Genomic DNA, 12469 nt, shown 5'->3' on the forward strand with positions numbered 1-12469 from the left:
AAACAATGCGTCATCACTCAGGGTTTACCCTACTAGAGATACTGTTGGTGTTGGTCGTGATGTCTTTGGCAGCGGTGGCGGTTATCTCTACTTTGCCACAGGATGCCGAGGATGGCGCGAAGCAGCAAGCGCAATCGCTTTACCATCGTCTTCAATTACTTAATGAAGAAGCAATTTTAAGTGGTAAAGATTTTGGCTTGCACGTCAACGATAAAACATCGCAGTTACGCTATATGACTTTGCAAGCACAGGGGTGGCAAGCGCTACAAGACACAAAAATTAGCGCCCAGTCTGAACTGCCTGATAACTTAGCGTTGCAGCTCGATCTCGGTGGCGATGTGTGGAATGACAAACAGCGATTGTTTAAACCGGGCAGTTTGTTTGATGAACAGATGTTTGCTGATGAGGAAGCCGATAAGCGTTTGCCCCCGCCGCAGATCCTGATCATGTCGAGTGGTGAACTAACGCCATTTTCGCTTGCGATTTACCCTCTACAAGGCGATAGCGAACAAGATAGTTGGCGAATTGTCGCCAAAGAGAATAGTCAGATAGTGTTACTGGCACCGGGAGAAAGCGATGAGGCGAACTAACAACGGTTTTACGCTGCTCGAAGTATTAGTTGCGTTAGCCATATTTGCTACTGCGGCAATTGCAACGATTCGTACGGTCAGCCAGCACCTTAATACACTTAACTATCTTGAAGAGAAAACTTTTGCGGCGATGGTAGCAGACAATCAGATGGCCAAAGTCATGTTAACTGGGCAAAAACCGAGTAAACAAAAAGGGCAAGAACAGTTGGCGAGTCGTGAGTGGTTTTGGAACGTTGAACCTGTCAATACTGCTGGTGATATGTTGCAAGCGTTTGACGTTAGCGTTGCAACCACTGCTAAGGGATCACCTGTGGTCACGGTTAGAAATTATGTCACCAAGTAAAGTGCGGCGAAACAGGTCGGCTCGTCAGCAGGGTTTCACCTTAATCGAAGTGCTGTTATCGATTGCGATTTTTGCCAGTTTGAGTGTTGGTGCCTACCAAGTATTGAACCAGGTTCAGCGTAGCAACGAAATTTCCCTTGAACGTAGTGCTCGCCTTAAGTCTTTGCAGAGAACTTTGGTGTTTATGGATAGTGACTTTCGCCAGATGGCGCTGCGCCAATCGCGCACCAATGGTGAAGAGCCTGCCCCTTTACTGCTCGAGTGGAAAGACTATTTGCTCGACTCCGATGCTAAAGGCGTGATGTTTGTTCGCTTGGGTTGGCACAATCCTCAGCAGCAGTTTCCGCGTGGTGAGGTGAGCAAGGTCGGTTATCGGATTAAAGATAACACGTTAGAACGTCTGTTTTGGCGCTATGCCGATACGCCCGCGGGGCAAGAGGGTATTGTCATGCCACTGCTTGACGACGTTGAGTCGTTTGAACTGCGCTTTTTTGATGGCAAGGAGTGGAAAAATGAGTGGCAGACCAAGCTGGCGCTACCTCAAGCGGTCGCGGTCAAGATGACGCTGAGCGATTATGGTGAGATTGAACGTCTCTACCTTACGGGGGGCGGTAGTATTGATGCCACTGAGGAGCGCAATGATGCCAGCTAAAAAGCAACGTGGTGTCGCACTGATTGTTGTGCTGTTGTTGTTGACGGTGATGGTCAGTATCGCCGCGAGCATGACTGACCGCTTATTTGGCCAGTTTCGCCGTGCAACCAATCAGATCAATTACCAACAAGCGTATTGGTACAGTATTGGCGCTGAAGCTTTGGTTAAATTCGGCCTTGAGCAGAGCTTTCAAGACTCAGATACGATTAACTTGTCTCAGCCGTGGGCATTAGAGGAGCAAACGTATCCGCTTGACTACGGCACGTTAACTGGGCGTTTAGTCGACAAACAGGCATGCTTTAACCTCAATGCGCTCGCTGGGCAAAGCGTGCAAGCTGGCTCTGGAACAACGCCTTATTTGGTTGATACTTTTCAGCACTTACTCGAAGAGTTAGAGGTTGAAAACTACCAAGCTGAGACCATTGCTCAATCGCTGTGGGAATATGTGGATAGCAATACTAACGTCGACTCAGCCGCCGGTGCGGAAGACAGCTTGTATGAGTCAATGTCGCCAGCTTATCTGAGTGCCAATGTGCTACTTGCTGATAGCTCAGAGCTCAGAGCGGTGCAGCAAGTCTCTGGAGAGGTGATGGAGAAAGTCGCGCCGATGATCTGCGCGCTACCGATGTCGGATCTGCGCCTCAACGTCAATACGATTGATGTTGAACATGGCGCTTTGCTCGCGGCTCTTTTTTATCCCACGCTAGGCGTTGATGCGGCTAAGCAATTACTTAAGGATCGCCCTTTTGATGGTTGGGCGTCGATTGATGATTTTTTAAATGAAAGTGCGCTGAGTTCGGTTCCACCTGATGCTCGCGATAATATTAAAGGCTACTTGTCGGTGACAAGCAGCTACTTTGAACTTGATGCACAACTGTTGGTGGGCGAATCACGTATTCGACTCCGTAGTTTGCTTTACAGTAACAATAAAGAAACTGCGACGGTGATTCGCCGCCGCTTCGGAGGTATCGGTGAACGAGTTTCTGATCGTTCGACTGAGTAACAACTTAGATCAAGCGGTGCAATGGCTAGTTTGGTCACAAGTGCAAAAGGCAGTGATCGCCAGTGGTGAGTTAACCAGTCAGCATGAGTTAGTGCAATTAGCGACGTATGCTGAGCAGCGCCGCACGTTGTTGCTATTAGCTGCGGACAGCTTAGTGTTGGCAGATGTCGCGATTCCGTCAGGCGCCAATCGTCAGCTCGAAACCATGCTACCTTATGTGCTAGAAGATGAACTGGCTCAGGATGTGGATCAGCTCCATTTTACCATTTTTCACCAAGCACAAGGCCGTGCACAGGTTTGTGCGGTTGATAGTGAATGGTTTGAAAGCGTGTTAATGCGCTTAAGGGATATTGGCTGCCAGATCTACAAAGTGATGCCGGATGTGTTGGCGTTGCCTAATGTCGAGGGTATTGCTGCGGTTGAGTTAGATGGCAACTGGTTGTTAAAGAAATCGCCTTATCTAGGTATGAGCATCACCGCGGATTGGTTGGCACTGGTTACTGAGTCAGATTGGGTTAAGCAAGATGATGAGCCTTTACCAGTCACCGCCTACTCTGCTTTACCCTCTTTGCCGTCAGACCAACTGCAACAGTGGCAGTTGGCCGAACCTGTGCTGGTGATGGAGTTACTGGCTGAGCAAGCGGTGACGAGTAAACTCAATCTGCTGACGGGGCAATTTAAACCGAAGTCATCGTTAAGTCGCTACTGGAAAGTGTGGCAAAAAGTGGCAGTGGCGGCGGTGTTGTTACTGGCTGTGGTGGTGGTGAATAACGTACTGAAAATCCAAACGTATGAAGCGCAGGCGAATGCCTATCGCACTGAGAGCGAACGCATTTTCCGTCAATCATTGCCGGGCAAAGTAAAAATTCCTACCGTGAGCTATTTGAAGCGCGAAATGGAACGCGAAGCGTCACGTCTATCCGAGGGTGGCGCGCAAAGTGCACTACTTGAGTCGATGATTGAGATGACGTCACAGCTTGCCAAAGTGCCGGCACTAAATCTCACTAGTTTTAAATATGACAGTGGGCGTGGCGAAATTCGAATACAAGCGCAAAGCAAAGATTTTCAAACCTTTGAGCGCGCGGCGCAGTTGTTATCTGAACAATTTACTGTCGAGCAAGGTCAACTTAATCGCTCAGGCGAGGCGGTGATCGGTTCGTTTGTTTTAAAACCATTGTGAGGCAACGAAGATGAAGCAAGTAATAAGTTCCTTACAGAATTGGTGGATGAGCATTTCGGTTCGTGAACAGCGCTCCGTGGTGGTGTGTGTACTCGTGTTGGTGCTCGGTGGCTTATATTGGGGGATTGTTCAACCTGTCAGTGAACGCGCCGCCAATGCGCAAATGCGCATCCAAAGCGAAAAGCAGTTGCTCTCCTGGGTTAAAGAGAAAGCGGATGACATCAACCAATTTCGCGGCCAAGGCGGCAAGAGTGTCTCAAGCCTGCCGATCAATCAGGCGATTTCCTCAAGTGTGGGTCAATTTAACGTTGAGTTGATTCGGGTTCAGCCGCGCGGTGAAGAGTTCCAAGTGTGGATCTCGCCGATGCCGTTTAATCAGTTTATTAGCTGGCTGTCTTTTTTGCAGGAGACGCACGGAATTGGTGTGGTTTTCCTCGATATCGACAAAGCCGAACGTGATGGCATGGTTGAAATCAACCGTCTGCAATTGAGTCGAGGGTAGTGTGGTGAGAAAAATCCTGTTGTCGACACTGCTGCTAGTAGGTGTGTTAGTGGTTAGTGCCATGGTTCATTTACCCGCGCAGTTTATTGTTATGTATGCGCCTCTGCCCGCGCCACTGACGTTAACTGGCGCTCAAGGTACGCTATGGCAAGGCTCGGTGCATCAAGTGAACTGGCAAAAGCGCAATTACGGCTCACTGAACTGGCAGCTGAATGTGATTAAGTTACTGACTGGTAAATTAGAAGCGCAAGTTCGTTTTGGTCGCGATAGTGATCTCGGCGTGCTTGGGCGAGGTGTGGTCGGTGTCTCTATTCAGGGCGCCTACGCGCAAAACTTTATCGCGTCATTGCCCGTCGAGCAGGTGATGCAGTTTGCACCGACTCTGCCTGTGCCCGTTGAATTAACAGGGCAAGTCGAGTTGAGTGTGCGTGACTATCGCTATGGTGAGCCTTATTGTGACAGTGCTGAGGGGAGCCTAGTCTGGAATACTGACAAGGTGGTGGTGCCAATGGCAGAGATTGCCCTTGGTCCTGTGGTAGCCAACTTTACCTGTCAGCAAAACCAAATTGATGCCCAAGGTGAGCAGCGCAGTGATGCCGTCGAGAGTGGTTTTGTTGCCAGTCTGAATCCAGACAGCAGCTATTCAACGTCGGCGTGGTTCAAGCCATTGGCTGAGTTCCCAGACAGTTTGCAACAGCAACTTAAATGGTTGCCCGAGCAAGCCGACGCTGAGGGTAAATATCAGTTTCGCTATCAAGGGCGTCTTTAGTTTTCCCGCTTAAGTTTGTTCACTCAGGGCCGCATGATGCGGCCCTGATTTTATTATTGGGCAGGAATGCTTGCTGTAGGAATCGGTGTTGTAGGGACCCCATTTTTTGCATGAAAACTATTTGCTCGCAGGGAAACTGATTTGTACTTTTAGCCCGCCGCCACTGCGGTTGTTCACAATCACTGAACCATTGTGTTGACTAAGAATACGTTTGACTATCGCTAGGCCCAATCCGGTGCCTTCACTGCCTCGCGCAGTGTCTCCGCGCGTGAAAGGTTCAAACAATTTGCTTATCTGGCTCTGCTCTATACCTGGTCCATTGTCTTCAACACACACCCAAACTAATTTGTTGTCTGCCGTCATGCCGGTGCTTACTCGTATCCAACCGTTGCCGTAGCGAATCGCGTTCACCACTAAATTGCTTACCGCACGTTTGATCGCAATCGGACTGCCCAGTGTGTCTTTAAGTTGCTGGTGGAGTTTGGTTTCAATCTGAACTTCATAGCCACCCTCGGATGAAGCAACCTCATTGGCAATCTCGTTCAGGTCAACGTGTACAAATGACTGGCGGTTGACTGGCTTGAGGTAGTCCATAAACTGACTGATGATCTCGTTACATTCTTCGGTATCGCTAATAATACTTTCGGCGAGATAACTCTCTTCCGGTGACATCATTTCGGTCGCTAAGCGAATCCGCGTCAGTGGCGTGCGTAGATCGTGACTGATACCTGCCATCAGCAGTGCCCGGTCTTCTTCTAGGGCTTGTATGCCCTTAGACATCTGGTTGAAGGCTCGGGTGACTGAGCGGATCTCAGAGGCGCCTTTTTCTGGCAGCGGCGCGGGGATCTCTCCGCGGCCAACACCTTTTGCTGCTTTTTCTAGAGCCATCAAGGGGCGATTTTGCAAGCGAATAAACAACCAACCACCCGCGACAATCAACATCGCCATGATGAGACTATTACGAAACAGTGGCGTAAAGTCCTCTTCTTGCAACTCAGACAGTGGAATTCGTAACAAAGAGCCCGGCAAAGAGTCGATTTTCATCCACAAAATGTAGCTCTGTTCACCCAACATCATGCGTACATCGGTGGGCGAGCCTAGCTCGTTGGTCATCTCTTCACTCATTAGATCGATCGTCACGGCATGATGATATTCATCTGCAATGGCGCTGTCTTGAGCATGAATAGTCACCCCAAGTTGTTCGAGTACCCGCTGGCGTAATGGAGCGTCCATGTCAAGTTGATCGCCGAGGCTGGCGGAGTCATCAAGCATCAAGTTGATTTCGTGGCCTAGAATCTTGTTGAACTGCTGCAAACTGGGCATTAAAGCGTAGTTAAAGACCGCATAGTAAGAGTAGACCTGGCTGGCGATCAGGAGTGTGAGAAAGATAAAAATTGATTGAGTAAATGAGCTGCGAATACGCATAACACCTACCTTAAAAAAGGACGGATAAAAACCAACAGTGCGAGCTGTAGGCTCGCACTGGGGAATGGGTTGCTGAGTTAGGCTTCTCTGCCATCAGGGACAAACACATAACCTAGTCCCCAAACGGTTTGAATGTAACGAGGTTTGCTTGGATCGACCTCAAGCATACGGCGTAAACGAGAGATCTGAACATCAATCGAGCGCTCCATCGCCGAGTATTCACGCCCACGTGCCATATTCATCAGCTTATCACGCGACATCGGTTCACGGGCATTGGTCACTAACGCTTTGAGTACGGCAAACTCACCCGATGTCAGTGGCATAGCTTCGTCGCCGCGGAACATCTCACGCGTTCCGAGATTTAAACGGAAGTCGCCAAATTCAACCGTCGACTCTTCACTACTAGGCGCGCCAGGTAGCTCAATCGTTTGACGACGCAGTACCGCTTTGATGCGCGCGAGCAGTTCGCGTGGATTAAATGGCTTCGGCAGGTAATCGTCTGCGCCTACTTCAAGGCCGACAATGCGGTCGACCTCGTCGCCTTTAGCGGTGAGCATTAAAATCGGTAAGGTGTTATTGGCGTTGCGCAGGCGGCGGCATATAGACAAGCCATCTTCACCAGGCAGCATCAGATCGAGCACCATTAAATGGAAAGTTTCGCGCGTGAGTAGACGGTCCATTTGTTCGCTGTTCGCAACGCTACGAACTTGGAAGCCTTGTTCCGATAAGTAACGTTCCAATAGAGCACGAAGTCGTGCGTCATCATCGACAACTAATATCTTGTGATTTTCTTGCATGTAGTAGGTCCACCTATTCAATCAGCTTGCGCGAGACTCGGATACCAGATCCAATTGCACAGTGTAAAATGTAACACTGTTCGGGCGCAATTGGCGCAAAGAATTGTTAACGTTTATTTCTTTTTTAGCTAATGTATGTCGGAACTGCAATTTAAACTCGTCAGAATTATGAAAACGAACCTAATAACACGCGAAGGCTTTGATCGACTTAAAAAAGAGCTCGACTTTCTCTGGAAAGAAGAGCGCCCTGAAGTGACCAAAAAAGTGACTTGGGCGGCGAGTCTTGGCGATCGAAGTGAAAACGCAGATTATCAATATAACAAGAAGCGTCTCCGTGAGATCGACCGTCGGGTGCGCTATTTACGCAAACGCTTAGAGCAAGTTAAAGTCGTCGATTACTCGGCGCAGCAAGAAGGCAAAGTTTTCTTTGGTGCCTGGGTCGAGATCGAAAACGAAGCGGGCGAAGTGAAGGCGTTTCGTATTGTCGGTCCTGACGAGATTTACGGTGATGCTAAAGGGTATATCTCGATAGACTCACCAATGGCCCGCGCGCTATTAAAAAAACAGGTCGACGATGAATTTGTCGTCAAAACACCACAAGGTGAAAAAGAGTGGTTTGTGAATAGCATCCGTTATCACGCGGATTAACCACCATAATCAAACATCCCGCTCAAGGCGGGATGTTGTGTGATTGTGCTAGAAGAGAGTGATGGCTCTGAAGAAGGTTATTGTTCTGAAGAAGATTATTGCTCTGAAGCGGGTTTTTGGGTCAGAATATAGTCTTCATCACTTGATACTACCGCGCCATATTTCAAGAAGTTCTTACCTAAAATCATACTGTAATGGAATCGGCTGCGATCTTGTAAGTTGACCCGAACCTTTTTCTCTAGTGTGCCGAGTTTAACGAACATTTCTACCACCGGTCTTACGGTGGCTTTCTCACCTGCTTTGGCAGTCACTGTCATGTTATCCACCACCGGTAGGGTGAAGCTCTGCTCCATACCTAAGTCATTTTGATAATCAAAGCTGACCATTTGCTGTCCCGCTTGTTTGAAGCGTCGAATATTTTGTGCATTGATAGAGCTAATGTCAGCACCGGTATCGAGTTTGACCGGGAAGCTAAGCTGATCGATTTGCGCCACTTCAATATGACCGGCTTTAAATAGAGGGTAGCCGTCGAGTAAGTTATCGCTGCGAGTGTTAATCAACACCCCTTGATTCGACATCTTCTGACCAATGACGAAGTATTCATTGTCTTCATTCTCATCAAGCACATCAATCGCGTAGGCAAGTTCAATCTCTTGACCGTGAAGAATAAAGGTGCCAAAAACCACTGGGCGGATAGAGTCACCCACTTTGAGCTTTTTGTTGATCGGCTTTGAGAACTGTTTGGCATCGCCATCAGCGGTAGAGAGATAATAGGTGACCCAATCTTTACCGCGATCTTGATAGATTTCAAAACTCGGTACTTTTAATAGCGGTGTTTTTACTACCAGCGATGGCTCGGCGTTGAGCGTGATGCCGTCTAAGCTAAGAGTTTCTTGTCCCGAGACTTGCAGTGCTTTCGATTTTGAGTCAAAGGTTTTACCTGAGGTAGAGAGTAAGCCTGTGGCGCTAGGATCGATCATAAAGTGTTGGTTGAGCGTCTCTTGGCCAAGGCGAATTTGACTGTGAAACTGACTACGATCGCTCAAATATACTAGCCAGTAGTGGCGTTTTTGGTTGTATATGGTGACCGGGACATACACCATTGGGCGCTGCTGGCCAGCGACTTTAATCATTCTTTCTAGTGGTCGAGTCAATGCAGTCGTATTGCCGTTAGAGTCGCTGATCTCAAAGCTGACTTGTTGTGTTTTGTTATCGACCTTGATATTGGTTGCGTGCAGCGAAGTGTAGTTATTGCTCATAGAGTAGGAGATGTTTTGGCTGATGCCGCCAATGTTGACCTGCTCTTTTCTGCCGATTAATTGGGCTTGCTTTTGTTGTTGTAGGTAGTCGTAACCAGCAAAAACCCAAGCATTGTCTTTTAAGAAGGTTTTGCCAATTAACATCGGGGCAGAAAATTGACTACGATCGGTTAAGTTCACCTCTGTCATCACCGTGGTGTCGGCAATGGTCATTGGCAACGTCACTGTTGGGCGTACGATGGGCTTTTTACTGGTGCGGCTGCGGATCACCCCAACACGAGTCAACGGTGAATTAACACTAACCATCTCATTGTTGTAAGGGTTTTCTAGCTCAAAGCTGACGGTGACTTGATAAGGGGCAAAAAGCTCAGCATTCCAGTCATCATAGGCGACATCATCAATTTCCGGGGTATCGATCAAGGCTTGCATTAATGCATTATCTTGCAAGTCTTTGAATTCTGGATGGCTACTGGTGACATGAATATTGCTGGCATGAATTGACGTTGTATCGGCACCGGTATCAATTTTTCCTGCAAAGGGAATGTGTTGCAGTGGTTCGATGCTATTGAGGTAAACATTTTCCACTCGGCCCAGTACGGGTTTATCGTCGAGGGCGTAAATGGGCGCATACGTTGTTGCATTAATGGTCGTGTTTTGTAAGTTGCTGTCGGCGAATGCCAAGCCAGAGAGGACAGAATAAGACAGCAGAGAGAGAGCCAGTAACAGTTTTTTCATAGCGGTTCCATAGACGCATCAGCGAGTGAAGTAGTTATACTACATTAGTTATTTGCTTAGATTTTAGGTTCTTGTCTATCTCTAGTTTTGACACAATAATCACACAATTGCCAATCTATTGGCCAAACAATGGTGCAAGCTTGCTAGTGAGGGCTAAAAATGTTGGCTTTTTGTCTCAAGACCCCAATATAACCAATAGCCGCAATTAAATGTTTAATTCAAAAAAGAGATTCAACGGATGAGCCAAGCTATCTGTAAATTGATTGCTCAGGAACTCAATGTTCGCCCTGAGCAAGTCACCGCCGCAGTCAACCTGATTGATGATGGTAATACCGTTCCGTTTATTGCCCGTTACCGTAAAGAGGTGACAGGAGGCCTAGACGATACACAGCTGCGTAATTTAGATAGCCGCTTATCTTACTTGCGAGAGCTTGATGATCGCCGCCAAACCATCCTTAAATCGATTCGAGACCAAGGTAAATTGAGCTCGGAGCTTGAAGCTGAAATCCATCAAGCTGACAGTAAAACTCGACTTGAAGATCTGTATTTACCCTACAAACCTAAACGCCGAACGAAAGGCCAGATTGCCATTGAAGCCGGGCTAGAGCCTTTGGCCGATACCTTGTGGAATCACCCTCAGACTGACCCGGAAATCGAAGCGAAGCAGTATATTAATAGCGACAAGGGCATTGTCGACAGCAAGGCCGCCTTAGATGGTGCTCGATCTATCCTCATGGAGCGCATTGCTGAAGATGCTAACTTGCTAGAAAAAATTCGGTCCTATCTAAATCGTCACGCCGAGCTTGTATCGCGAGTGGTGGCGGGGAAAGAACAACAAGGCGAGAAATTCAAAGATTATTTCGAGCATAACGAAGCATTAAGCAAAGTGCCATCGCACCGCGCTTTAGCCATGCTGCGAGGCCGCAATGAAGGCTTCTTAACGTTAGCGATGAATGCTGACCCAAGCCAAGAAGAGGGTGTACGTCAGTCGCATTGCGAAAGTATCATTAGCGATCACTACGGCGTCTCTTTGAGCAGTGCCCCGGCTGATGGTTGGCGCAAGCAAGTGATCAGTTGGGCGTGGCGCATCAAGGTGTCGATGCACATGGAAACCGAGCTGATGGCGGCGATGAAAGAGCGCGCTGAGATTGAAGCGATCGACGTGTTTGCCACCAACCTAAAAGATTTGTTGATGGCCGCGCCAGCGGGTCCGCGTGCAACGCTGGGTCTTGATCCTGGGTTGCGCACTGGTTCAAAAATTGCGGTGGTTGACTCAACGGGTAAAGTGCTCGCGACCGAAACGATTTATCCGCACCCACCGCAAAAGCAGTACGATAAGTCAGCGCAAGTGGTCGATGCACTGGTGCGTCAGCACAATGTTGACTTGATTGCGATTGGTAATGGCACCGCTTCACGCGAAACCGATAGTTTTGTCGCGGATGTTATTCAGCGTGGCAACCTAAAAGTGCAAAAAATCATGGTGAGCGAGGCTGGGGCGTCGGTCTATTCAGCGTCTGAACTGGCGGCCAACGAGTTTCCGAATCTGGATGTCTCTTTACGCGGCGCCGTGTCGATTGCGCGCCGACTGCAAGACCCTCTGGCTGAGCTAGTGAAAATCGACCCTAAGTCGATTGGTGTCGGCCAATATCAGCACGATGTGAGCCAGTCAATGCTCGCCAAACGTCTCGATGCGGTGGTTGAAGATTGTGTTAACGCGGTCGGTGTCGATGTCAACACTGCCTCACCCGCATTGCTGATGCGTGTGGCTGGCTTATCAAGCACGATTGCGCAGAATGTCGTTGACTATCGTGATGCCAATGGCCGTTTTGAAAGCCGTACTACGCTGAAGAAAGTCGCGCGGCTTGGGCCAAAAGCGTTTGAGCAGTGTGCTGGATTCTTACGCATTATGGATGGTAAAAACCCGCTTGATGCCTCTTCCGTGCACCCAGAAGCCTATCCAGTAGTAAAAGCGATCGCGGCCAAGAATCAAAAACCGATTCAAGCCTTGATTGGTGATACCACTTTCTTGCGTGGTTTGCATGCTATCGATTACACCGATGAGAACTTCGGTGTGCCGACGGTGAGCGATATTATCAAGGAGTTGGATAAACCAGGCCGTGACCCACGTCCTGAGTTTAAGACCGCCACGTTCGCTGATGGCGTCAATTCGGTCTCAGATCTAGAGCCGGGAATGATTCTTGAAGGTGTGGTGTCGAATGTGGCGAACTTTGGCGCCTTTGTTGACATTGGCGTGCACCAAGATGGCTTAGTGCATATCTCTGCGCTCACTGACCGTTATGTCTCTGATCCGCGCGAAGTGGTCAAGGCTGGTGATATTGTTAAAGTCAAAGTGATGGAAATTGATGTCCAACGTAAGCGCATTGGTTTGTCGATGCGCCTTAATGATGAACCCGGACAAGATAACCGCGCTCAGCGTTCGAGTGCGCCGCGCAGTCAGCCGCGTCAAGCTCAAGGCGGACAACGCCGCCGCGAAGAGCCGCAAGACAGTGCTATGGGCGGCGCCTTCGCCCAGGCGTTTGCAAAGGCCAAGCGCTAAGACTGATAA

12 protein-coding genes are annotated in these 12469 nt (G+C 48.8%); 9 read left to right on the forward strand and 3 right to left on the reverse strand.

Features of this window, described 5'->3' with window-relative positions; all coding sequences use genetic code 11:
* Positions 1 to 5 precede the first annotated feature (5 nt).
* The 7 genes from gspH to ViNHUV68_RS00400 are packed head-to-tail and all read left to right on the forward strand — an operon-like array spanning position 6 to position 5039.
* Positions 6 to 590: a type II secretion system minor pseudopilin GspH gene (gene gspH, locus ViNHUV68_RS00370; protein ID WP_391088787.1), complete on the forward strand. Its 585-nt coding sequence runs from the start codon at positions 6 to 8 to the stop codon at positions 588 to 590.
* A complete protein-coding gene (gene gspI, locus ViNHUV68_RS00375; RefSeq protein WP_391088789.1) occupies positions 577 to 933 on the forward strand; it encodes a type II secretion system minor pseudopilin GspI in 357 nt (118 codons plus the stop codon). The genes gspH and gspI overlap by 14 nt, the downstream gene beginning before the upstream one ends.
* Entirely contained in the window at positions 920 to 1585 is a 666-nt protein-coding gene (gspJ, locus tag ViNHUV68_RS00380) for a type II secretion system minor pseudopilin GspJ (protein ID WP_391088791.1), read from the forward strand. The genes gspI and gspJ overlap by 14 nt, the downstream gene beginning before the upstream one ends.
* On the forward strand, positions 1572 to 2588 hold the full coding sequence (gene gspK / locus ViNHUV68_RS00385) for a type II secretion system minor pseudopilin GspK (protein ID WP_391088793.1): 1017 nt from the start codon (positions 1572 to 1574) through the stop codon (positions 2586 to 2588). Before gspJ ends, gspK begins: the two co-directional genes overlap by 14 nt.
* Entirely contained in the window at positions 2557 to 3768 is a 1212-nt protein-coding gene (gene gspL, locus ViNHUV68_RS00390) for a type II secretion system protein GspL (RefSeq protein WP_391088795.1), read from the forward strand. The genes gspK and gspL overlap by 32 nt, the downstream gene beginning before the upstream one ends.
* A gap of 10 nt (positions 3769 to 3778) precedes the next feature.
* Entirely contained in the window at positions 3779 to 4270 is a 492-nt protein-coding gene (locus ViNHUV68_RS00395; protein ID WP_038175435.1) for a type II secretion system protein M, read from the forward strand.
* Between the two features lie 4 nt (positions 4271 to 4274).
* Positions 4275 to 5039: a type II secretion system protein N gene (locus ViNHUV68_RS00400; protein ID WP_038175467.1), complete on the forward strand. Its 765-nt coding sequence runs from the start codon at positions 4275 to 4277 to the stop codon at positions 5037 to 5039.
* A gap of 117 nt (positions 5040 to 5156) precedes the next feature.
* On the opposite strand, the gene envZ is transcribed toward ViNHUV68_RS00400, so the two are convergent.
* Entirely contained in the window at positions 5157 to 6464 is a 1308-nt protein-coding gene (envZ, locus tag ViNHUV68_RS00405) for a two-component system sensor histidine kinase EnvZ (protein WP_391088798.1), read from the reverse strand.
* A 77-nt stretch (positions 6465 to 6541) separates the two neighbouring features.
* Positions 6542 to 7261 carry a two-component system response regulator OmpR gene (gene ompR / locus ViNHUV68_RS00410; RefSeq protein WP_038175432.1) on the reverse strand — a complete coding sequence of 240 codons (720 nt, stop codon included), beginning with the start codon at positions 7259 to 7261 and terminating at the stop codon, positions 6542 to 6544.
* 168 nt (positions 7262 to 7429) lie between these two features.
* On the opposite strand from ompR, the gene greB reads away from it, so the two are divergent.
* Positions 7430 to 7909: a transcription elongation factor GreB gene (gene greB, locus ViNHUV68_RS00415; protein ID WP_391088800.1), complete on the forward strand. Its 480-nt coding sequence runs from the start codon at positions 7430 to 7432 to the stop codon at positions 7907 to 7909.
* A 95-nt stretch (positions 7910 to 8004) separates the two neighbouring features.
* Here the strand turns inward: greB and ViNHUV68_RS00420 are convergent, their stop codons facing one another.
* A complete protein-coding gene (locus ViNHUV68_RS00420) occupies positions 8005 to 9903 on the reverse strand; it encodes a RimK/LysX family protein (RefSeq protein ID WP_391088802.1) in 1899 nt (632 codons plus the stop codon).
* A gap of 238 nt (positions 9904 to 10141) precedes the next feature.
* On the opposite strand from ViNHUV68_RS00420, the gene ViNHUV68_RS00425 reads away from it, so the two are divergent.
* On the forward strand, positions 10142 to 12460 hold the full coding sequence (locus tag ViNHUV68_RS00425) for a Tex-like N-terminal domain-containing protein (RefSeq protein WP_391088804.1): 2319 nt from the start codon (positions 10142 to 10144) through the stop codon (positions 12458 to 12460).
* Positions 12461 to 12469 lie beyond the last annotated feature (9 nt).

The organism is Vibrio sp. NH-UV-68 (genome assembly GCF_042940635.1).
Taxonomy (GTDB): Bacteria; Pseudomonadota; Gammaproteobacteria; order Enterobacterales; family Vibrionaceae; genus Vibrio; species Vibrio pacinii.